Origin of the sequence: Aureibaculum koreense, assembly GCF_034296135.1 — a bacterium.
GTDB lineage: Bacteria > Bacteroidota > Bacteroidia > Flavobacteriales > Flavobacteriaceae > Aureibaculum.
This window is the reverse complement of the sequence record NZ_JAXKVV010000010.1, coordinates 34,506-57,979: the sequence shown is the minus strand read 5'-3', so window position 1 is coordinate 57,979 and position 23,474 is coordinate 34,506. Positions and strand designations below refer to the sequence as shown.

The 23,474-nt window shown below is 33.3% G+C and carries 20 protein-coding genes; 11 read left to right on the top strand and 9 right to left on the bottom strand.

The window, feature by feature from the left end; all coding sequences use genetic code 11:
- Positions 1 to 136 precede the first annotated feature (136 nt).
- Positions 137 to 2,575 carry a TonB-dependent receptor gene (locus tag UMM65_RS10525; protein ID WP_321976489.1) on the top strand — a complete coding sequence of 813 codons (2,439 nt, stop codon included), beginning with the start codon at positions 137 to 139 and terminating at the stop codon, positions 2,573 to 2,575.
- A gap of 126 nt (positions 2,576 to 2,701) precedes the next feature.
- Here UMM65_RS10525 and rlmN read toward each other — a convergent pair whose 3' ends face one another.
- From rlmN to queA, 3 genes are all read right to left on the bottom strand, one after another.
- Positions 2,702 to 3,739 carry a dual-specificity RNA methyltransferase RlmN gene (gene rlmN, locus UMM65_RS10520; RefSeq protein WP_321976488.1) on the bottom strand — a complete coding sequence of 346 codons (1,038 nt, stop codon included), beginning with the start codon at positions 3,737 to 3,739 and terminating at the stop codon, positions 2,702 to 2,704.
- A gap of 116 nt (positions 3,740 to 3,855) precedes the next feature.
- Complete coding sequence (locus UMM65_RS10515) at positions 3,856 to 5,547, bottom strand: T9SS type A sorting domain-containing protein (protein ID WP_321976487.1); 1,692 nt, start codon at positions 5,545 to 5,547, stop codon at positions 3,856 to 3,858.
- A 109-nt stretch (positions 5,548 to 5,656) separates the two neighbouring features.
- Complete coding sequence (gene queA / locus UMM65_RS10510; RefSeq protein WP_321976486.1) at positions 5,657 to 6,706, bottom strand: tRNA preQ1(34) S-adenosylmethionine ribosyltransferase-isomerase QueA; 1,050 nt, start codon at positions 6,704 to 6,706, stop codon at positions 5,657 to 5,659.
- 217 nt (positions 6,707 to 6,923) lie between these two features.
- On the opposite strand from queA, the gene ubiE reads away from it, so the two are divergent.
- Together ubiE and porT are read left to right on the top strand one after the other, a co-directional pair.
- The gene (gene ubiE / locus UMM65_RS10505; protein ID WP_321976485.1) at positions 6,924 to 7,652 is read left to right on the top strand and encodes a bifunctional demethylmenaquinone methyltransferase/2-methoxy-6-polyprenyl-1,4-benzoquinol methylase UbiE; all 729 of its coding nucleotides are present in this window, start codon (positions 6,924 to 6,926) and stop codon (positions 7,650 to 7,652) included.
- Between the two features lie 81 nt (positions 7,653 to 7,733).
- A complete protein-coding gene (gene porT, locus UMM65_RS10500) occupies positions 7,734 to 8,432 on the top strand; it encodes a type IX secretion/gliding motility protein PorT/SprT (protein WP_321976484.1) in 699 nt (232 codons plus the stop codon).
- 91 nt (positions 8,433 to 8,523) lie between these two features.
- On the opposite strand, the gene UMM65_RS10495 is transcribed toward porT, so the two are convergent.
- Positions 8,524 to 9,249, bottom strand: coding sequence for a TrmH family RNA methyltransferase (locus UMM65_RS10495; protein ID WP_321976483.1), 726 nt, complete (start codon positions 9,247 to 9,249; stop codon positions 8,524 to 8,526).
- Between the two features lie 23 nt (positions 9,250 to 9,272).
- Here UMM65_RS10495 and tamL point away from each other — a divergent pair, with 23 nt between their 5' ends.
- The 3 genes from tamL to accD all read left to right on the top strand — a co-directional run bounded on the left by tamL (position 9,273) and on the right by accD (position 14,087).
- Positions 9,273 to 11,885: a translocation and assembly module lipoprotein TamL gene (gene tamL, locus UMM65_RS10490; protein ID WP_321976482.1), complete on the top strand. Its 2,613-nt coding sequence runs from the start codon at positions 9,273 to 9,275 to the stop codon at positions 11,883 to 11,885.
- Between the two features lie 157 nt (positions 11,886 to 12,042).
- Positions 12,043 to 13,110: a class II fructose-bisphosphate aldolase gene (gene fbaA / locus UMM65_RS10485; RefSeq protein WP_321976481.1), complete on the top strand. Its 1,068-nt coding sequence runs from the start codon at positions 12,043 to 12,045 to the stop codon at positions 13,108 to 13,110.
- A gap of 92 nt (positions 13,111 to 13,202) precedes the next feature.
- Positions 13,203 to 14,087 (top strand): acetyl-CoA carboxylase, carboxyltransferase subunit beta, encoded by an 885-nt coding sequence (accD, locus tag UMM65_RS10480; RefSeq protein ID WP_321976479.1) that lies wholly within the window; start codon positions 13,203 to 13,205, stop codon positions 14,085 to 14,087.
- Between the two features lie 94 nt (positions 14,088 to 14,181).
- On the opposite strand, the gene UMM65_RS10475 is transcribed toward accD, so the two are convergent.
- From UMM65_RS10475 to UMM65_RS10465, 3 genes are all read right to left on the bottom strand, one after another.
- A complete protein-coding gene (locus UMM65_RS10475) occupies positions 14,182 to 15,033 on the bottom strand; it encodes a hypothetical protein (protein WP_321976478.1) in 852 nt (283 codons plus the stop codon).
- Between the two features lie 66 nt (positions 15,034 to 15,099).
- The gene (locus UMM65_RS10470) at positions 15,100 to 15,846 is read right to left on the bottom strand and encodes a LytR/AlgR family response regulator transcription factor (RefSeq protein WP_321976477.1); all 747 of its coding nucleotides are present in this window, start codon (positions 15,844 to 15,846) and stop codon (positions 15,100 to 15,102) included.
- A gap of 10 nt (positions 15,847 to 15,856) precedes the next feature.
- Positions 15,857 to 17,641: a tetratricopeptide repeat-containing sensor histidine kinase gene (locus UMM65_RS10465; RefSeq protein WP_321976476.1), complete on the bottom strand. Its 1,785-nt coding sequence runs from the start codon at positions 17,639 to 17,641 to the stop codon at positions 15,857 to 15,859.
- Positions 17,642 to 17,830: 189 nt separating this feature from the next.
- Between UMM65_RS10465 and UMM65_RS10460 the strand changes: the two genes are divergently transcribed.
- Genes UMM65_RS10460 through UMM65_RS10445 form a run of 4 tightly spaced genes read left to right on the top strand, consistent with a single transcriptional unit; the run spans position 17,831 to position 21,446 of the window.
- Positions 17,831 to 18,400, top strand: coding sequence for a DUF6252 domain-containing protein (locus UMM65_RS10460; RefSeq protein ID WP_321976475.1), 570 nt, complete (start codon positions 17,831 to 17,833; stop codon positions 18,398 to 18,400).
- A 15-nt stretch (positions 18,401 to 18,415) separates the two neighbouring features.
- The gene (locus tag UMM65_RS10455; protein WP_321976474.1) at positions 18,416 to 18,922 is read left to right on the top strand and encodes a hypothetical protein; all 507 of its coding nucleotides are present in this window, start codon (positions 18,416 to 18,418) and stop codon (positions 18,920 to 18,922) included.
- Positions 18,923 to 18,933: 11 nt separating this feature from the next.
- Positions 18,934 to 20,151, top strand: coding sequence for an MORN repeat-containing protein (locus tag UMM65_RS10450; protein ID WP_321976473.1), 1,218 nt, complete (start codon positions 18,934 to 18,936; stop codon positions 20,149 to 20,151).
- Between the two features lie 5 nt (positions 20,152 to 20,156).
- Positions 20,157 to 21,446 (top strand): MORN repeat-containing protein, encoded by a 1,290-nt coding sequence (locus UMM65_RS10445; RefSeq protein ID WP_321976471.1) that lies wholly within the window; start codon positions 20,157 to 20,159, stop codon positions 21,444 to 21,446.
- 45 nt (positions 21,447 to 21,491) lie between these two features.
- On the opposite strand, the gene UMM65_RS10440 is transcribed toward UMM65_RS10445, so the two are convergent.
- A complete protein-coding gene (locus UMM65_RS10440) occupies positions 21,492 to 22,394 on the bottom strand; it encodes a DUF6892 domain-containing protein (protein ID WP_321976470.1) in 903 nt (300 codons plus the stop codon).
- Positions 22,395 to 22,494: 100 nt separating this feature from the next.
- On the bottom strand, positions 22,495 to 22,917 hold the full coding sequence (locus UMM65_RS10435) for a hypothetical protein (protein ID WP_321976469.1): 423 nt from the start codon (positions 22,915 to 22,917) through the stop codon (positions 22,495 to 22,497).
- A gap of 259 nt (positions 22,918 to 23,176) precedes the next feature.
- Here UMM65_RS10435 and rpsO point away from each other — a divergent pair, with 259 nt between their 5' ends.
- Positions 23,177 to 23,446: a 30S ribosomal protein S15 gene (gene rpsO, locus UMM65_RS10430; protein ID WP_321976468.1), complete on the top strand. Its 270-nt coding sequence runs from the start codon at positions 23,177 to 23,179 to the stop codon at positions 23,444 to 23,446.
- Positions 23,447 to 23,474 lie beyond the last annotated feature (28 nt).

The window sequence follows — 23,474 nt, the reverse complement described above, 5'->3', positions numbered from 1 at the left end:
ACAAATTTTAATAACAAAGAATAATGGCCTCTTTTTATTCGATTAATTAGTTAAAACTATACTTAATCGTATGAAAAATTTATTCACGTCCAATTTGTCATTCCTGCCCTTCGGTTTGTTTCACAAGATACTTTCAATGAAAATATACTTTCATCTCAGTAGTGCTCTGGATAAACTCAAGCAGGAATCTCACAATCGATTTATTCTAATTTTCCTTTTTGCTTCACTTTTTACCTTCGCCCAAGAATTCACCATTTCAGGTAAAGTTTATGATGAAAGCGGTGAACCAATTTCAAGTGCAAATGTGTTAGTAAAAGGTACTGAAAAAGGCACTGTAACAAATCTTGATGGGCTTTATCAATTAAAGCTGGAAAGAGGCCAATACACATTGATTTTTAGCTTTATGGGGCAACCTATTGAAAGAAGTTTTTATCTTTATGCTGATAAAACTTTAGATGTAAAAATTGGGCAAGAACCTGAACTGCTTGACGAAGTATTGGTGAAAGCCGTTAGGGTAGAAGCTACTTCACCCATTACACATTCCAATCTTGAAAAAGAAGAGATTAAAAAGCGTAATTTAGGACAAGACATCCCTATTTTAATGAATTATATGCCATCTGTAGTAACCACTAGTGATGCTGGTGCAGGCATTGGCTATACTGGTATTAGGGTTCGTGGAGTTAGTGCCCAATCTACCAATATTACCATAAATGGTATTCCATTTAACGATCAAGAATCGTTGGGTACTTTTTGGGTGAATTTACCCGATTTTTCTTCATCGGTAGAAAATTTACAATTGCAACGTGGTGTGGGAACATCTACCAACGGTTCAGGTGCTTTTGGTGCAAGTATAAATGTGCTTACCGATGCTGTTTCTAATGAAGCCAATGGTGAAATTTCCAATTCCTTTGGGAGTTTTAACACAAGAAAACACACCTTAAAATTTAGTACCGGTTTGCTCAATAATCATATAGAAATTGCAGGGCGTTTATCACAAATAAAATCGGATGGTTATGTGGACAGGGCAACGGCCGATTTAAAATCTTATTTCTTACAAGGTGCCTATGTAGATGATAATACGTTGATAAAAGCTATAGTTTTTGGCGGACACGAAAACACGTATTTGGCTTGGAACGGTATTGAGGATTTGGATGTTCTGGACAACAACAGAACATTTAATCCGTCAGGAATGTACACGGATGCTAATGGAAATACACAATTTTATGATAATGAAGTAGATGATTATAAACAAGACCATTATCAACTGCATTGGAACGAGCGTATTACTAATAATTGGTCTACTAATATTGGTCTTAATTATACCTATGGTAGAGGATATTACGAACAATTTAAAGAAGATGAAAGTTTTTCAGATTATGGTTTGTCTGAAATTACTATTGGTAATACAGTAATTGATGAAACCGATTTAATAAGACGCAAATGGTTGGATAATGATTTTTACGTAGCCAACGCCTCTGTAAATTATAAAGAGAACAATTTAAATATTACGGCTGGCGGTTCCTATAGTAATTATGATGGGGATCATTTTGGAGAAGTGATTTGGGCCCAGTTTTTAGGCGATAATCCTAATAAACATCGTTATTATGATGGTAACGGCAAAAAAACCGATCTGAGCTTCTTTTCAAAGGCCACCTATAAGCTGAATGAAAATATCAGCCTCTTTGGAGATTTACAATTACGTTTGCTAAACTATAAAACTACTGGGTTAAATTCCGACAGAACGGAATTAATTCTAGATAAAAATTACAGTTTTTTCAACCCCAAAGCTGGAATCACGTATTTATTAAACGAAGATAACAGCCTTTATTTTTCATACGCCAGAGCCAATAGAGAGCCTAATAAAGATGATTTTGAAGCCAATTCCGATGTAAAACCTGAACAGCTCAATGATTTTGAGCTGGGGTGGAGATACAATACCGAGAAAATTAAAGTTAATAGTAATTTGTACTATATGCTTTACAACGAGCAATTGGTATTAACTGGAGCATTGGATGATGTTGGTTCGCCCATTAGAGCCAATAGTGGTAAGAGTTATCGTTTGGGATTAGAAGTAGATGCTCAAGTTCAAATTGGCAATCAGTTTGCCATACAACCTGCAATTACGTTAAGTTCCAATAAAAATATAGATTATACAACTCAATTAGATGGTGAATTGGTCAATTTAGGAAAGACAAATATTTCTTTTTCACCTGAAGTTGTGGCTTCCAATGCCTTTGTTTACAAACCTTTGAATAATTTACAGTTTTCTTTGTTGAGTAAATATGTAGGTGAGCAATATATGGGCAATACGGATTCTGAAAGATCAAAATTGGACAGCTATTTCGTAAGCGATTTAAATGTATTTTACGAAATAAAACCGAAAAGCATATTTAAATCAATTGTAATTTCTGCATTGGTCAATAATATTTTTAACAAGAAATATATTTCCAATGGTTTTTATTATACATATGATGATACTTGGTCAGTTCCAAATGAAACCACAACTATTGAAGGTGCAGGGTATTATCCACAAGCAACCGCCAATTTTTTGGTAGGGGTTACTCTAAATTTTTAGTAATTTCAGATCTCACAGCTCCTACGCTTCGGGGTCAAAACCTGCAAGGTCTCTTTTTGACCTTGTAGGTTTCGTTTTTCGGTTGGGAGACCTACAAAGTTTTTAAAACTTTGCAGGACTAAAATCTCACGTCTTGTTAGCTAATTGCCCACAAGCGGCATCAATATCTTTACCACGGCTACGGCGTACGTTTACTACAATTCTGTTGGCTTCTAATGTGCGGACATACATATCAATAGCATCATCAGAAGCCTGTTGAAATTCGCCATCATCAATGGCGTTATATTCTATTAAATTTACTTTGGATGGCACTTTTTTACAATAATCTACCAAGGCATTCGCATCTTTTTGGGAATCGTTTATACCTTTCCAAACTACATATTCAAAAGTGATTTTTTGTTTGGTTTTAGCATACCAATATTGAAGTGATTCCAATAATTCAGCTAAATTACTTTTTTCATTGATTGGCATCATTTTAGAACGAATTTCGTCAATGGCTGAATGCAAGGATACTGCCAAATTAAATTTCACTTCATCATCAGCTAGTTTTTTTATCATTTTAGGGATGCCAACAGTGGAAAGCGTTATTCTCTTTGGCGACATGCCTAATCCTTCATCAGAAGTTATTTTTTCAATTGATGCCAATACGTTTTTGTAATTCAAAAGTGGTTCGCCCATTCCCATAAAAACAATATTGGATAGTTTGTGTTTGTGATAAAATCGGCTTTGTTTGTCAATGGCGACTACTTGATCGTAAATTTCATCGGGATTCAGATTTCGCATCCGTTTTAACCTAGCCGTGGCACAAAAATTACAATCTAAACTACAGCCTACCTGGCTAGAAACACAGGCAGTTGTTCTTGTTTCTGTGGGAATCAGGACCGATTCCACAATCATATTATCGTGCAGTTTTATAGCGTTTTTTATAGTACCATCATTGGAACGTTGCATTTGATCAACTTCAATATTGTTGATTACAAAATTGTCTTCCAACATGGTTCTTGTTTCTTTTGAGATATTGGTCATATCATCAAAAGAATAGGTAGCTTTACTCCACAACCATTCGTAAACTTGGTTGCCGCGAAAAGGTTTATCGTTATTTTCTTCAAAAAAATCGCGAAGTTGCTCCTTAGTCAAGGCTCTTATGTCTTGTTTTTTTTTCATTTTAATTAATATAGCTCCTATTTACCTCTCCTTTGGAGAGGTCAGAACTGCTCTTTTCGGCAGTTCTGGGTGAGGTCAATAAATAATTCTGTTTTGGTGTCAAAACTATAACAGAATTATTTACTTAAAACAACCTTTTTCACCATACTCCTATTGGTGTCAATTTCAGTTATTCTAATAAAATAGATATTATCGGCGAAATTATTTAAATCAATCGTATTGTTATTAATTGGAGCTTCTTTGACTAAGGTTTGTCCTAATAAATTATATACCTCATAAGTTAAATCGCCCGTTAATTCGTTGAGTTTAACATTAACAATTCCCCTAGACGGATTAGGGTACAATGTAATATTATTGTCAAAATGGCCATCGTCAACTTTTAATGTATTTGACAGACTATTAAATGTAGTGGCATTTGTTTCTTGCGGATCCAACCAGTCTTTTAATCTATCAGCTGCAGTCGCCCCATTGTTCCAAGCAATTGCAAAACGACCGTAAAGATCAAACTCATCGTTGTCAGAAGTACCTATGCAAAGTGCATTACCTCCATATAATTGCCCAATAATATGACCATTTTGGTTAAATAATGGCGAACCCGATGAGCCACCCTCAGTTACTCCAATTTCCCAACCGTTACCAGTTTCATTTCCATCACCTATACCACCTATTAACCATAGTTGTTTACCGTCAGAAGTAGCTTTTGTTGGGCCGTCATCATCTCTTGCAATTTTCATAATATCACCTTCAGGATGATGGATTCCCACACCAATAGTGGGGTTAAAATCTGTTCTGTCCCATCCTGCAAAAGTAACATCCCAGTCATTGGGAATGGGGTTGTTTATTTCTAACAACAACATATCCGCATCTGAATATTGAGCTTTTATGGTAGATCCCAGCATGGTAAGTTCTTCGGCAGCATCCGTACTGTTAGTAATAGCGGCACAAACAGGATTGGGACTTATCCAATTAAACCGCATAGAGAAAATTGAGGGATTTGCCGCAGGATTGTCAGATTCTCTTTCCAAACAATGCTGTGCCGATAAAAAATATGGTTTTTTGTCTTGAGCGGTGTTGTTTATTAAAGTGCCCGAACATATAAAACCATCTCCCATATTCATAAATGCAACCGATTTTTTAAGTTCGTCTCGGTGTGCTTCGAAATCGGCACCAATGGCACAATCTACATCGTGATTGCAATCACCTGAATTGTTTATTTTTAAGATCGATTTGTCTTTATACCCTTCTTGAACCGTTTTGCCCAACCTATAACCATGTATAACAGCTCCAATATTCAATTTGCCTTGACCGATAACTTCTTTTGGCTCATAATATTCTACCCAAATTTTATCACCTTTTACAAACCAAGTTCCCAACTCATTTTTAGCATTATTTGCGGTTGAGGTAATTGCTCCTAGTAAATCTGTTTTATCATTATTGTATAAATATATATTACTGCCCTTGGGCAAATAGAAATTGTTAAAATTAACGCTTAAATGCAGGGCATCTTTTGATACAAAAGAAATTCTCCAAATTCGGTCACCATTAGATAGTGCTGTCCACGAACCCGCATTTTTCAATCCATAATCAACTTTTTGAGAAATACCTATTCTATAGGGTTTTGTTTTTATTTTATCGTTTTTAACATCTTCGTTTCTATGTTGTTTTAAATTTAGCTGAGGTAAAATTATTGCGGTCTGAGTAGCCTTGGTATTGGTCAAGCTCCAACTAGCGGGTTCGCCCTCGTTTGTTACCTGAGCGGCAACCAATAAAGGAAAAATCAGAAAGATAAAAAGTAATTTTTTTTTCAAAATAACAATTTTTTTAAATCCCATAATGAGGGCAATTTTCGTAAAGATATTAAAAAAGCCTCATATCTATAATAATATAAGGCTTTTCTATCTTTATATATCTAACTAATTAGATGATTAGCATGGCATCGCCGTAAGAATAAAAATTATATTTTTCTTTGATGGCTTCGGCATACGCTTTTTTCAGAAAGTCGTGTCCAGCAAATGCAGAGGTCATCATCATTAAAGTAGATTTAGGTGTATGAAAATTAGTAACCATGGCATCGGCTATACTAAATTCGTAAGGTGGAAAAATAAATTTGTTGGTCCACCCAGTAAATGGTTTTAGGTGATAATCGGCAGAAACAGAGCTTTCTAAAGTCCGCATTACCGTTGTGCCAATAGCTACGACCCTTTTTTTAGAATCAATGGCCTTATTTACCGTTTTAGCGGTATTTTCGGGAATATCGATTTCTTCCGAATCCATTTTATGTTTGGATAAATCTTCCACTTCAACAGGGTTAAAGGTGCCAAGCCCAACGTGCAACGTAAGTTCTGCTAAATTAATTCCTTTAATTTCAAGTCTTTTTAATAGATGTTTAGAAAAGTGTAAACCTGCGGTGGGTGCAGCCACGGCCCCTTCATGTTTTGCGTAAATGGTCTGATACCTTTCATCATCTATTGGCTCAACATCTCTTTTAATATATTTAGGTAAAGGAGTTTCGCCCAGTTCTTTAAGTTTTTTTCTAAAGGCTTCGTAAGATCCATCAAATAAAAAACGTAAAGTTCTTCCTCTAGAAGTGGTGTTATCTATAACTTCAGCTACCAGGTCTTCATTTTCCCCAAAGAATAATTTGTTGCCTATCCTAATTTTTCTAGCAGGATCAACCAAAACATCCCACAATCTGCTTTCTGCATTTAATTCACGCAATAAAAACACTTCTATTCTTGCTCCGGTTTTTTCTTTGTTTCCATATAATCTAGCTGGAAAAACTTTTGTATTGTTAAAGACCATTACGTCGCCTTCATCAAAATAATTCACAAGATCTTTAAACAATTTATGTTCAATTTTTTTTGTTTTTCTGTCCAAAACCATTAATCTGGCCTCGTCTCTTTGTTCTGATGGGTATTTAGCCAATAGCTCCTCTGGTAGTTCAAATTTAAAATGTGATAATTTCATCTTCAATATGTGTGGGTTTTACGTGTGTTAAAAAACGAGCCTGCCTCGCGGTAAGCGGGTGCAAATATACATTATCCAAACACCCATTGTCAAGTATTTGGTTATTTATATTTTATAAAGCTCATAAAAATTTAATTCTTCCATAAATTTACCTTGAATACTTATCTTTGCAACTTCATACTCCCGAGTCTTTACAAAGGAGTGCAAAAATTATAGGATGAGTATTAAAGTTACGCCATATAAAGATTCTGAATTAAGTAAAAAAGAACAGGTTGCAGAAATGTTTGACAACGTTTCGGGCAACTACGATTTCTTAAATAGAATTATGACCTTTGGTATAGACGTAAAATGGCGTAAAAGAGTAGTAAAGATTGTAGGGGAAAAAAATCCAAAAACCATTCTTGATATTGCAACAGGAACCGGAGATTTTGCCATTATGCTGGCGAAACTGAAACCTGATAGAATAGTTGGTTTAGACCTTTCCAAAGGGATGTTAGAGGTTGGTATTAAAAAAGTTAAAGAGAAAAATCTTGACGGATTGATTGAAATGGTTATCGGAGATTCTGAAAATTTACCATTTGATGATAATAGCTTTGATGCCATAACTGTTGGTTTTGGAGTAAGGAATTTTGAAAATTTGGACAAAGGGCTGCAAGAAATTCATCGTGTGCTAAAACCTGACGGAATTTTTGTTGTACTTGAGACCTCGCAACCAGAAAAATTTCCAGTTAAACAGCTATTTAATTTTTATTCAAAATATATTATCCCAACCATTGGTAAATTAGGCTCTAAAGACAAAAGAGCCTATACTTATTTGCCAGAATCCGCGGCAATTTTTCCTTACGGTAAAAAGTTCAACAATATTTTAGAAAAAAATGGGTTTAATAATGCAACTAACAAACCTTTAACCTTTGGGTCTGCATCCATTTATACGGCAACGAAATAATATGGGAGTAGTATTTTTATTGTAAAATGTTGTAAATGTGATGTTTATAAAAAATTACATATTAAAAAAGTAAAGAAATAAATGAAAAAGTCATTTTTGTGTATAGTTAGTTTACTATTTTTTATTGGCAATACATTTGCTCAAAAAGATAAGGTTGAATACCTCCCCAACAAGGACAAGAAAAAAATCCATTATGGGTACTATTTAGGCATTAATAAAAAAGGGTTTAAAGTTAGTTACGAACTAGAAAACTCTTTTGTAGATGTTGAGGAAAAGCTCGGTTTTAATATTGGTTTAGTGCTAGGTTACAATATAAACGATAACTTGAACCTTAGATTAGAACCAGGTCTGTCCAGTAATTCTAAAGTCTTAACTTTTTCAAACCCAACAATACCGGATACCGAAAACGACAGGGTAAGAAAAGTACCAGCTACTTATTTCAGGATTCCGTTATTGCTTCAATTTAGAACAGATCGATTAGATAATATGCGGGCCTTTGTAATTGGAGGTGTATCTTACGATTATAACTTCTCTAGTAATCAGAAAAATTCGGATGATAATTTTGAGGGAGAGTTTAGAATGAAATCCAACAACTTTATGTACGAAGTAGGTTTGGGTGTAGATTTGTACTTACCTTATTTTAAATTTTCGCCTTCTATTAGAGGCATTTTCGCCATTAATAATGAAATAGTTCGTGATGACAACCCAAGTAGTCCATGGACTTTACCAATTGATTATTTTGGAACAAGGGGAATTTTCTTGAACCTCACTTTTGAATAGGAAATAAGTTGGCAGTGTACGGTATTCAGTCCGCAGTCAAAAATTCCTAGCTTAATTTGTCTAGATTTAATTCCTTTCCAAAGACCAAAGACTACCGACCACAAAATTCATTTAACAAAATAGCAGTTGCGGTTGCTACGTTTAAACTTTCTGGTGTGTTTTTATTATTAAATCTAGGAATTGTTATTCTGTGGCTTAATAAATTTTCAATTTCAGGTGAAATTCCATTAGATTCGTTACCCATTACCAAAATTGCATTTTTTTTTAACTCGGTATCTTTTACAATTTTTCCATCCATTACAGCACCATAAATAGGTATTTTAGCATTGCTTAAGTAATCTTTTAAATCTGTATAAATAATTGGTAATCTTGTCAATGAACCCATTGTGGCTTGTACTACTTTACTATTATAACAATCTACCGTATCGGTAGAACATACCAGTTGTGAAACCCCAAACCAGTCGCACAACCTAATAATGGTTCCTAAGTTCCCCGGGTCGTTTACGGAATCTAAAGCAACAATTAATCCTTTGTTTTCCAAAATGTCGGTTTGTGGAATTTTAAAAACACCAATTACCTTGTTTGGAGTTGATAAATTACTAAGTTTGGACAATTCTTTTTCCGAAATGAGTTCTGGCTTATATTTTGATATGGATTGGTAATAATCTTCAACACAAAATAATTTTTCTATTTGAAGATTGGAGTTTAAAAATTCGTTTACAACTTTTACGCCCTCGGCAACAAATAATTGATGCTGAATTCGGTACTTTTTTTGTTGTAAACTCGTTATTAACTTGTGTTCGTTTTTGCTTAACATTCAAATAGTAGTATTTTTGGTGTTTGTATATAAAATATTTTTTTGTCCATAATATTCCCGCCAAAGCGGAAACCTTTAAATCGAAAATTGCATTGCTTAACTATATTGCTAAAATAATAGTATTTACAATAGTAACGGTTGTAATTATTTCATGCAGTGCAACTAAAAGGGTTCCTGATGATAAATACCTGCTTTCAAAAAATACGATTATAGTAGATGAAAAAAAGATAAACAACCCTGAGGTTATCAGTTATCTTCGGCAAACCCCAAATACAAAGATACTCGGAATTCCCATTTCATTGCACATTTATAATTTTGCTAAACCTAATTACGAAATTAAATTTCAGGAGTGGCTGGACAAAAAACCCAACAGAGAAGAAAAACTTGAAAACATTTTCTCTAAAAAACAGGTTAAAGCTTTAGAGAAAGCATACAATGGGGTAAATGCTTGGTTTTTAAAAAATGGAAACGCACCAGTAATTTCTGACAGTACCAAAATTAAAAAATCGGTAGTTTCTTTAACCAAATATTATCAAAGTAAGGGTTATTTTGATGCCGAGGTTAGTTTTAAACAAATAAAAAAGGAGAATAAAAAGATTACGGTCGATTATTTGGTAACAAAAAACAATCCTTATTTTATAGATAGCCTTACCACCGAAATCAGCTCACCAGTGCTAGATTCCCTTTATCAATTGCACAAAGATAAGTCTTTGGTGGTGGTAGGTGATCAAATAGATTACACCAAATTTGAAAATGAAGAAGACCGTCTTATCAATATTTTTAGAAATTCCGGTGTTTATTATTTTGGAAAAAATAATATGGAATATTGGATAGACACTTTAGGATTATCACCTTACAGAACAAGTGTTTTTTTAGAAATAAATGACAGGGTTGTCGAAAATAACGATAGTGTTTATACCGAACCTTTCAAGATTAGAAAAGTAAAGAAGGTGAATATATTTACCGACTTTTCTTTTATTGATAAAAATAAGCCCATTCAAGATTCGGCATTTTACAAAGGTTATAACTTTTATGCAACAGAAAAGTTAGTCTATAATCCAAAATATTTAGCAAATTCCATAATTATTCAACCCGATAGTATTTATAGGGATACGGAGCAACAGCTTACCAGAAAATATTTAAGGGAACTTCAAAATTTTAAACCCTCTTTAGATATTAAATATGAAGAAAACCATGACGGTTCACTTACTGCCAATATTTTATTAACTCCACAAAAAAAGTACTCTTTTGGCTTTGATAATGAGTATATTACTTCTAATATAAAACCATTTGGCATTTTGGGTAAACTATCATGGTTGAACAGGAACGTGTTTAGAGGTGCAGAGGTATTGGAACTATCTTTTCAAGGTTCTTTTTTAAACGTTGCCAGGGAAATTTCAGACAATTCTAAATTTTTTAACGCTTGGGAAATAGGCTCAAGTGCTACGTTAAAAATACCCAGAATATTGTTTCCGATACCTACAAACAGCATTATACCTAAAAGGATGACCCCCAAGACAAATATCGGGTTGAGTATTGCCCTTCAACGAAATATAGGATTGGACAGGCAAAATATTACTGGAGGTATAAACTATACTTGGCAGAGTTCAAGCACTACAGATCATAAATTCGATTTGCTGAACATGCAGTATATTAAAAACTTAAGGACCGACAAGTATTTTACCATTTTCAGGTCTGAAGCCCGAAAATTGGAAGAAATAGCAGAGGTTATTGTGCCTTATGGCGAATATCCGATCGGAGGAACGCCATTATTGAACAAAGATGGCGAACTCATTCCATCAAACTACCTAGATTATCTTCTTAAAGCTGATAATGGTTTCTCTATTTCCAATCCGGATGAATATGCTAGAGCGGAAGATATTAAGGAACGCAGGAAAATTCTGACCGAAGATGTATTGGTGCCGGTTATGTCTTATACCTTTAATTATAGTAACAGGGAAGGTTTTACCGACAATAGCTTTTCTGGTTTTACGGCTAGGTTAATTTCTTCGGGCAATTTAACTTCCCTTTTTGTAAAAAAACCTACAGATGGCACTAATAAACAGCTTTTTGGATTGGATATTGCACAATATTTAAAAACAGAAGTGGAGTATAAAAAATATTGGGCAATTGATGCCAATACTTCTTTGGTACATAGAACTTTTATTGGTGCAGCTTTCCCAATGGGCAATTCCAATATACCTTTCAGCCGAAGTTATCGTGCCGGCGGATCTAACGATATTAGGGCGTGGAACACTTTTAAATTAGGACCAGGTTCTGCCCAAAATGGATTGGAATTCAATGTGGGCAGTTTTAAATTAACTTCTAATTTAGAATATCGTTTTCAGCTGGTAAATAATATCTATAGTGCCCTTTTTATAGATGCCGGTAATATTTGGGATATTACTAACTCCAGTGTAACCGATGATAAAGGTAAATTTAATGGACTTTCTTCTTTAAAAGATATTGCGGTTGGTTCGGGCTTTGGCATTCGGTACGATTTTAGCTTCTTGGTATTACGCTTAGATGTAGGTTTTAAAACTTACGAGCCTTATTTGGAATCTTCAAACAAATGGTTTAAAAATTATAATTTTAACAGGGCTGTTTTTAATATCGGTATTAATTATCCATTTTAGATTAGTCGGTAGTCTTTTGGTCGGTGGTCGTTAGTCACAATCAGTAGCTAAATAAAAAACCCGAAAATACAACGTTTTCGTATTTTTTAAGCTCTGACCTATGTCCATCCTATTATATTTTCGTAATTTTACAGTTCAATAATAATCAAACAATTATATGTCACATAATATAAAACCAGGTGTTGCTACTGGCGACCAAGTTCAAGAGATTTTTAATTATGCAAAAGAAAAGGGATTTGCCCTTCCGGCTGTTAACGTAATCGGATCTAACACAATAAATGGTGTATTGGAAACAGCTAGGGATTTATACGCCCCTGTAATTATTCAATTTTCTAACGGAGGTGCTCAATTTAATGCGGGCAAAGGATTAAGTAACGAAAACCAGCAAGCTGCCATTGTGGGTGGTATAGCGGGTGCCAAGCATATTCATTTATTGGCAGAGGCCTATGGTGTTCCTGTAATTTTACATACGGATCATTGTGCAAAAAAATTATTGCCTTGGATAGATGGTTTGTTAGATGCTAGTGAACAACATTTCAAAGAGACTGGAAAACCTTTGTATAGTAGTCACATGATCGATCTTTCGGAAGAACCGATTGAGGAAAATATCGAGATTTGCAAAAAGTATTTAGCCCGTATGAGCAAAATGGGAATGACATTGGAAATTGAACTGGGTATAACTGGTGGTGAAGAAGATGGTGTTGACAATAGCGATGTGGACGAATCTAAATTATACACGCAACCGGAAGAAGTAGCTTATGCTTACGAAGAACTTTCTAAAGTGAGCAACAAGTTTACCGTGGCAGCGGCCTTTGGAAACGTTCATGGGGTTTACAAACCGGGTAATGTAAAATTAACGCCTAAAATTCTGAAAAATTCGCAAGAATATGTTTCTAAAAAATATGGTGTAGAACATAATCATATCGATTTTGTTTTTCATGGCGGATCGGGTTCAACTGTTGAAGAAATCAGAGAAGCCATTGGTTACGGTGTTATAAAAATGAATATTGATACAGACATGCAATATGCTTTTATGTCAGGTGTTAGAGATTATATGAATGAGAAGGCAGATTATTTGAAATCTCAAATTGGTAGCCCTGATGGAGCGGATTCACCTAATAAAAAATATTATGATCCAAGGGTTTGGTTGCGTAAAGGAGAAGAAACTTTTGTAAAAAGACTTAAAAAAGCCTTTGAAGATTTGAACAACGTAGATACTTTGTAAAAAGCATTTATATTAAAAAAGCCCGATAAAATATAATTTTTGTTGGGCTTTCTTATTTTTTAGTAACTTGCATCTTATTAAATTTGTACAATATGTCGTCTTGGTTTAAAAGAAAAGATAAAGGAATTCAAACCGCTACCGAGGATAAAAAAGATGTACCAAAGGGTCTTTGGTACAAAACCCCTAGCGGCAAAATAGTTGATACCGAAGAATTAAAAGAAAATTTTTATGTGAGTCCAGAAGATGGATATCACGTAAGAATTGGAAGTAATGAATACTTTGAAATTTTATTTGACGAGAATAAATACAAAGAACTTGATGCAAAAATTACGGCAAAAGATCCGTTGAATTTTGTGGACACCAAAAAATACACCGATCGTTTAAAAGAGGCTCAAGAAAAAACAAAACTAAAAGATGCTATTAGAACTGCGGTCGGAAAATCTTATGGAAAAGAATTGGTGATTGCCGCTATGGATTTTTCATTTATAGGAGGCTCAATGGGCAGTGTGGTTGGTGAAAAAATTGCAAGGGCTATTGAATACTCCATAAAAAATAAAATTCCATTTTTATTAATTTCAAAATCGGGTGGAGCCAGAATGCAAGAGGCTTCTTATTCATTAATGCAACTTGTAAAAACATCAGCTAAATTGGCTCAATTAGCCGAGGCAGGCATACCCTATATTTCACTATGTACCGACCCAACTACGGGTGGTACTACGGCATCTTATGCTATGCTTGGTGATGTCAATTTCGCAGAACCTAATGCTTTGGTTGCTTTTGCTGGACCGCGTGTGGTAAGAGACACCGTTGGTAAAGATTTACCAGAAGGTTTTCAGCGTTCGGAATTTGTGTTGGAACATGGCTTTTTAGATAAAATTATAGAAAGAAAGGATTTAAAAAAACAAATCAATCTATATATTGATTTAATTCAAAATTTACCGATTAGAACCGAGCCAGAAGTTAAAGAAAAGGCTTAGATCAATCTAACTTATAAGGGTTTCAATAGTGCCTTGATAGACTAAAAAGTAAAACCTGCAAGGATTTAAAATCCTTGCAGGTTAGTCACTCATTTTATAAATTACTAAGGTGTATTTCCCTTTCTTCTCCACCGTTAATACTAATTGTAGCCAAATCATCACAACTACCATCTCCATAATTTAATAATGCATTATTTTCATTTTTAGATAATTCAATAACGCCGCTTACTAAAAACTTACAGGCCAATTCTCTTCTTAAAGGTTCAGTTACCGTAGCAGATAAAACCGTACCATTTTTCTTTGTAAATTTCCAATTTCCGGTAATTAAGAATACATTATCGCCCCAAGCTTTTGTGCCTTGCCCTTCTATCATTTCCCTCATTTTTGTGCCTTCTTTTTTAGCAAATGAATCGTCTGGCCAAGTAACGGTAACATCAAACGTTTTGGTAGATTGCGGGTTGCCATTGTCGTTCATCCGTTCTCTTAAAATAGAACCACCGCCTTCGACATGCTTACGGTTAAAATAGAAATCCCTAAATGAATAGCTTATCATTTTTGTAGCAGCTTCGGGGTCTTTTTCATATTCCATTATAATAGCCCCACTTACAAAATTACCATTTCGTAACTCACAACCTTCACCAAAATCGACGGTTACCGTTTTCATGTTTTGAGTAATAACTTTGGTAATGGTTACACAATCCGGTATATATCTTTCAAGTGCGGTGCTTTTTGTAGTGGGAGTTTCCACCGTTTGGTAGGCTTCCTCAATAATTACACTCGTCTCATCAGAAACTTCGTCAATTACCGCTTCGGTTTCTGCTGTTTTAAGATCGATTTCCTCTAACGAAGCGTCATCTTGAATAGTTTCTCCTTTATCACAACCCACAAATAATATTGTGGATAGTAATAAAGCCATTAATCCTAATTTTAGTTTTTGTCTTTTCATCATATTAGTTTTATAAGTTATACATCTATGACAAAAGAATTAACAAAAGGTTTAAAATTTTGGGGTTTAGCGGTTTTTTAATTTTGCAATTAACTCCTCTTTTTTTCTAACGGAAACAACTATTTCCGTATTATCCGTTAAAACAGCTATCCTTTTTTTAGGGATGAATTTTTTAATATAATTTAAGTTGATAAGATGTGATTGATGCGTTCTAAAAAAAGAATAGGGTTGTAATAAATTTTCAAAATGTTTTAAGGTTTTGGCGATTGTAATTTTCTTATCGGGATTAAAATAAATATGGGTGTAATTATCGTCCGCATTGCACCTTACAATATCATTTACTTTTATACGATGCACACCTTCAGCGTTGGTCAGGTTAATTATTTTATTAGTATTTTCTTCATTAAGATTATAGAGCAGTGTTTCTACTTTTTGTGCGGAATCCAATAAAGATTGTTTGGTTTTTAATTTGTTGAGAGCACGTTCTAAATCAGTATTAGCAATAGGTTTTAACAAATAATCTAAAGCTGAATATTCAAATGCTTTTACGGCGTAATTGTCATGAGCAGTAGTAAAAATAATTTCAAATGTAATTTTAGAAGCTAAATTTTTAAGCAAGTCAAAACCCGTTTCATTTTGTAATTGTACATCTAAAAAGATAACATCAACAGTTTTGTTTTCTAAAATTGTTTCAGCCTCTGCAACGGAACAGCACGATTGGTATTCGCTAATTATTTCATTTTGATTCTCTAATAATTGTGACAGTCTATCTATGCAATGCTGTTCATCATCAATTAATAATGCTTTAAACATAAGTAGTTTCTTAAAATTGATGCTCTAAAGGAAGTGTCAGTTCTACCTTTAACCCTTTTTGCTTATCAACTAGGTTAATACTTCCTTTAACTTTCTTCATCTGGCTTAGTATCTCTAACCTGCTTTGCGTAATGCTAATTCCTCTAGATTTTTTTAGTGAATTTCCAGCTGTGTTTTTACTTCTGCCAACACCATTGTCATCAATAGTGCAAATTAGCCTATTATCCTTTTGTTTTATCGTTATGGTAATATTTCCTTTTTCTTTTAACGGTACCATACCGTGCCAAATGCTATTTTCTATAAACGGTTGAAGAATTAATGGTGGAATCAAAGTATTTTCTTTATCTATTTGGCTATCAACCTCAATAGTGTAACTGAATTTATCCTTCAATCGATAAGACTCTAATTGCATGTACAGCTCAGACAGCTCTATTTCTTCGGCAATTGAAATCCATTTCTTATCAGAATTTTCTAAAATGGATCTGGTCAGTTTTGAAAATTTAACCAAATAGTCATTGGCTTCTTTGGTGTTGTTTTTTGCAATAAAATCGTTTATGGAATTTAAAGAATTAAATATAAAATGCGGATTCATTTGAGCCCGTAAGGCTTTAAGTTCGGTGTCCGCAACTTTGGCCTCAAACTGGGTTGTTTTTATTTTTTCGGCATCATCTCTTCTTTTTTTGTAAAAAACACCACCTAAAATAGCGGTCAACAGAAGTATGCCTCCACCTGCCATAGCAGAGTTCCTGATAATTTTTTGACGCTTTATTTCAGCATTGGCCAATGCATTTTCCTTGTCCGCTTCAAACTGGATTTCTTTCCTTGAAATTTCAAGTTTTCTATCTGTACTGGTAATACTATCTCTAAGTTTAATATAATTTTTATACGCATCAAACGCTTTATTATATTCCTTTTTTGTTTCATAAACACCTGCCAAAGATTCCCACAGTTTTTCTTTAATGAACAAATTATCCAAAGCACTTTTTAAGTTTAAACCTTCCAGTGCATAATGTTCAGCTTTGTCGTATTCTAAATTCTTCAGAAATACCATAGCCGCATTGGCATAGGCAGGGGCTTTAATAAACTCCAATTTATTGGTCTCAATTAATTTTAGACTTTCTTCAATAGTTGTAATTGCTTCGGCAGATTTATTTGCTTTGCTCAACACCAAACTTAAATTACTCAAATTATTGCCTAGTTGTAGGTAGTTTTTTGTGTCTCTGGCAATTTTAATCGCTTTTTGATAATAGTTTGCTGATGAGTCAAGTTGATTTAAATTTCCATAGACATTGCCAATATATCCGTAAGCATTCATTTTATATGCTGGGTAGCTAAGCATTTTTTTATAATATTCTAAGGCTTTTTTATTTTCTTTTTGCTCATAATAAATGTTAGCGATATTGCCTATGTTACCCACCATGTATTTACTTGGTAGTTTGTTTTTTTCTACTATGTCCAAACTTCTATGGTAATATTCAATTGCCTTATATGGGTCGGACAAAATGTATTGATAAATTACCCCGATTCTATTATATACCAAAGCTTCTCCCTTTCTGAAATTAAGTTGTTTCGCAAATTCTAGGGTTTTTAAATTATACTTTAATAAACTGGAATCCCTAGGATTGAAAATGAATTCTTTGCGAGAGTATAACAGCCTCAAATTTACATAAGTAGTGTCTTTAGAACTATACTCAGTAATTACTTTTTTTAAAGAGTCTATTTTTTTTTGTTGTGAAAAGCAAAAAGTTAAGCATAATATAAAAAATATGGAGGACAATAATAACTTTTGAAACATAAAAAGTGGTTTGGCTATGATATAGTAAAAATAATACTATTTGGCAGAAATACTAACAAAACAACATTCTTTCTGTTAAATTAATAAAAATAAACAAATACTAAACAATGCTCAACGAATACTAAATGGATTCTGCAATCTTTAATTAGCTTGGCTATATTTAATATCCAAAAGCTAAAAAATATGATTATGAAAAACACAAAGTGTCCATTATTAAAAAGTCATTTATTATTAGTATTCATTTTAATAATTATAACAACTTCTTGCTCAATAGATGATGTTGTTCCAGACGATATTTTAGGAGGCGGTAATATTACCGCGACAATAAATGGTAACAAGTTTGAAAGTGCGAAAGAGTACGATAAAGTGGAAATTACCTCAATATCAAACATTTACATCATCGCGTTAAGTGCAGGCGATGCCGAAGGGATAAGCAAATTAAAAGGTTTGGTATTGGTTGCCTCGGGCGAGGATTACGCCACGTTGAAATCAGGCAAAACATGGAATGAACCTGGTATTAGCAATGAAGTGAATAAAGCCAGAGCCGCATATTCGGAAGACGATGGAAGTAGCGAAACAAACGATTTTGATACGGAAATTACAGAGGACATTTACATAAAAATCACATCTCTTGATAAGAGTAAGAAAACAATATCTGGAGAGTTCACTTTTACAGTTGTAGATGAAGATACGGGCAAAAAATACAAAGCCACAAACGGAAAATTTAAGGAAATTCCTTACACATTAACCGAACAATAACATAAAACAAACCTTATGGAAAATGTAGTAAAAATTATAGTTTTAATTGTGCTATTTGCTGTTGGAAATCTATCGGCACAAACACGAAAAACTGAAGAAGAATCCAAACCAAAAGTGGTAAATGAAGTTGAGGAAGCCAACAAATCCGTAAAACAAGCCAGCAATGCAACCAAAGAGACCGTACAAACCACCAAAGAAACAGTTTCTGATCTAAAAGAAACCGTTGGTATGATTTTCCCAAAAAAGAACAAACCTAAAAAGGCTAAGGAAATTGTTTCAATTCAAATCAGCCAAATTGAATATGGAGATGAAAATTTAGATGCTTTGTACAAAGCCATCTCAAAGGCAAAAGGAGTAAAAGACCTTTCTAAAACTTTTGCAAATAACCAAGCGGCAATTACCGCTACGTATAAAAAAACCGCGGACGATCTGTGGCAATCTGTACCTGAAACTATTAGAAGTTCATTCAAAATTAAATCTATTACAGAAAATAGTATATTAGTAAGCTTAAAAGAACAATAGAAAGCTTTGTTATGAAAATATGGTTGCAACTAACCCTTTTATTTTTTCTATTTGCCTCCTGCGATTCCGTAGTTTTTAAAGAACCGTTGCCCACGTATGATGGCAAATCCCTAGCAGTATTTCCTGAAGAAATGAGAGGCACTTATGTAGATAAAAACAAGCCAACGGACTCATTGGCGATAGGCAAAACTGTATTTATCTATAAGTATAAATCAGATAGCGTTACGTACAAATCAATTAGTGGAATTTTAAATAAAGATACCTATGCTAAAAACTATAAATCCAATTTATTTTTAAGCAAGAAAAGCAAATCTAAAGACTATTATTTTGTTAGAAACATTTTCTTGAATAATGGCAATCTACTTTTTTATAAAGCAAATGCTTATAAAGGCAAAAACTTACTGGTAGATAAGTTGGTTTTTGATTATTATTATGACAAATCTGACTCTAAGCATATTTTAAAGCCAACAAATAAAGAATTAGACAATATGCTCGTCAATAACGTATTTGTTTTAGATAAAACTTTTGTACCGATAAAAAATAACGATACTAAGCCCGCTCCTTTATCTAAAAATGGCTGCATAAGCGGCAATTGTACAGATGGTTACGGTTATTACCGTTACGAAAACGGTTATTACAAAGGTTTTTTTGAAAATGGCAAACGCCATGGTTACGGTTATTATTCGTGGAACGATGGGCAGTTTTATTTTGGAGATTGGAAAGACAATCAAAGAAGCGGCTATGGAGAACATTTTTACACTAAAACTTCGTTTTACATCGGGGAATGGAAAAACAACCTGATAAACGGTTACGGCTATAAAAAAGATAAAAACGGGAAGTTTACCAGGGCTATTTGGCAAAAGGAAATTCCTGCATTTAAATTTGGATTTGAGTTTAACAAAACCAACAAAGGCTGTGCCTATGGCGATTGCGAAGATGGTTACGGCCGTCTCTTTTTTGACAACGGACATTTTTACACGGGCTTTTTTAGAAATGGAAAACCATTTTTAGGAGAATATAATTTTACCAAAGGCCAGTTATATCGCGGCGAGTTCGATGAAAACTGGAAATTTAAGGGTAGCGGATATTTTCTTTGGAAAAATAAAAGCTATTACCGAGGGGAATTTGACAACGGACAAAAACAGGGTCTAGGGTTTTATAGGAACGGTGAAGACCGTACTGAGCTCAAGGGCGAATGGAAATCGGATAAGTTAGTTAAAAGTTACTAAAAACCATGAAAAATTTACTGCTTACTATCATAACCTTTTTAGTGTTCTTGAGCGGTTATGCACAGCACTATTTCACATTGCCCCAATTGGAAAAAATATGTTTCAAATTGAATAACGACGATATTTACGCTGTACGGGATTATGTTGAAAATGTAGGTTACAAGGCACTTAAAGTTGATGATTTTTATACTTTTGATGATAGTAAAGGTAATCATTTTATAACTTCAGGCAACAAATCTGGAAAATCTAAATATATAGCATATTTTATCAAAAACCCATCGGAGAAATTGGTAAAGTATTATATGAACGAATTAAAAAGCAAATACAATAAAGGATCAAAATTTTACTTTAAAGAGGGTTTGTATGTAATTCTTGCAGATCATGATAAAGAGAAAAATAAATTTACCCTAACAGTAGCTTATAACCGAAGATTAGAATACCCAGTTCCAGTTGTAAAAATTAGTAATCAAAAATATAAGGTCAGCTCCTTTTCCACATTAACACCAATAAAATTTAAAAAAGGACAAACAATTACGCTGAAGGCCTTTGGGAATATCAGTGTTGGTGTTTTTGCCGGAAAATCGGATCCAAACGGAATTAAAGGTTTTGAGACGTACAATTACGTTAGGAATTTTCCACATGGAAGTCTACTGGGGAAAATAGGCAAAAATGGTCGTTGGTTCCTTATTGGTAGCCAAAAAACAATTACAGCTACAACTGATGGATTTTTGGACGTGCGTGTAAACGATTTAGACCCAGGAAACAATTCTGGTTATTACACGTTGAGCTACGTTAGCAATGATAATACCAATTCGTCCAATACTACGACTTCAGTAACCAAATGTGTAAATGGCGATTGCAAAAACGGTCAAGGCAAAATGAACTATTCCAACGGAGACTCCTATCTCGGTAATTTTAAAAATGGCTTTAGGGAAGGTGTAGGTATTTACAACTGGGCAAATGGCGACAAATATAGCGGTGAATGGATTAAAGGCAATCGGACGGGAACAGGTACATTTACTTGGGCAAATGGAAATGAATTTATCGGTAAATATAAAGACAATAAGCAATTGGACGGTGTAGGCTTCTTTACCTGGAAAAACGGAACAAAATATAAAGGTCAATTTGTTAACACATTAATGCACGGTTATGGCGAACTTTATTATGCAACCGGAGATGTTTATAAAGGTGACTTCGCTAAAAACAAAAGACACGGCAAAGGCAAACTTTACGATAAAAGTGGTAAATTGGTTTATGATGGATTATGGGAACAGGACAAAAAAGTAAGTGAATAATTAAGGTTGAGATTGTTGTTGTTTTTATTTTATTCATCTCATATTTCACAACCACTGTGATTTTATGCCCATTTCATTTAATTCGTCAACCACATTTTCTTTGGCATAACAAAGTGTTGCTTTTTTTAAATTTGGGAATTTTTTAGCGTCTCTAATACTTTTAATATCCCAATAATCTTCTGTTCCATCTCCAAACCGGAGAAGGTTCAAATAAATATCATTTCCACCATCTTGGTATATTTCGGTTATTTCTGAAGCTAAATTTTTAGGAATTTGCAATTTTTTAAAATATTGAGTTACTTCAGGTATCGGGTCGTAACCCTCTTCTTCGATATCAATTTTTCGTTTACTGTACCATTCTGCAAATTCATTTAAATCAAATTTGGGCTTAAGTAATTCTTGATTGTACATTAACTCTTGAACAATAGATAATTTAAAACCAAAATCTTCAAATTCAATATGTTCCTCTTTCAGTTCTTTTTGCAGATATTTATCTTTAGGAATTTCTTTTTTTGCATTAAAATTTTGCATAAAAGAAATGGCATAAGGTTTTGATTCTCCTCTATAGGTTAGCTTGTTCAGGGTATAGTTTTGGAATTTTGTTTTAGATATTTCATCAATATATATTTGCTGGCCTTCAATAAAAATGTTCCCTTTAAATAACTGCTTTGGGGCAAGCTCCAGTTTATGGTTTTTTGATATTACAAAACATAGCATTAAAATATGTTGAGATGATGAATAATCACAATAAAGACCTGATTCGTTCCAACAATTTATTTGACTATTGGTCAATTTTGTGCTACCGATTTTTGAGGGTTCTCCAAAAATATTTACCAATGTGTCATAATTAGTAGGAAAAGTTAATGGTATTCCATTTATCTTCAATTGATTTTCAAAACAATCGATTCTGATACTTTGTAGTTTATTTTTCTTAAATAAATTTAACATTGTTATAATCGGGCTTTTAAATTGTGTCTTTCAAAAATGTTATTGTTCATTTGGAAGCATTTTTACTTATTTAGAGGTTTATTTTTTTAACCAATAATTTTTATTTACGAACCTTTTTAGGTTTGAAATCAGATGCGGTTTTCAATTCAATAGTGGCAATAATAATTACTATTGTTAATTCAAACAAAAAATAAATCAGTCCCAAAGAGGTTAACTTTTGAAAATGGTAAAATAACATGGTTATTGAAATAAAGCAATAAATTATATTCGCAATTGCAATGGCTTTTAAAAAATAGTTCCATTTTTCATTAATTTGGAAATAACAATAGAAGTCGTAGATCATAAAAAGACACGGAAAACTGGCTAAAAAAAACAATACATTTTTAGGCATTCCAAATGCACTTTGGTACGATGTCAAAATTATCCCTAATAAAAACGCTGACAATAATGCTCCGAAACCATCAACTAAAAATAGAATTTTAGGATTGGAGTTTGTTTTATTTAATATTTGTTGAAATTTCATCCGCTCACTAGAATTACTATTCTTACATAAAGATATTACATATTGCAGTTGCGATATTTAATTTATTCCTTAAATATACCATCAATTCTATTAATCGACAAAATAAACAATTTATAAAAACTTAAAATGATAGCTGAATTTGTTCTTTTTTATAATTTGGGATTTGTTTTTTAGAGCATTCTCGAATAATAGTTTTATATTTGCCGCTCGAAATAATTCGATACATAAAAATTATTAATTAAAAAAATTTAATGTTAGCATGTATTTAACAGCAGAAAAAAAAGCGGAGATTTTCAAAAAATATGGAAAATCCGAAAAAGACACAGGTTCAACTGAAGGGCAAATAGCCTTATTTACTTACAGAATAAACCATTTGTCAGATCATTTAAAAAACAATCGTAAAGATTTTAATACGGAACGTTCTCTAGTAAAATTAGTAGGGAAACGTAGAAATTTATTGGATTATTTAATTAAAACCGATATTGTAAAATACCGTGAATTAATTAAAGAATTAAAGATTAGAAAATAACTAAAAGAGGCTTTATGCCTCTTTTTTT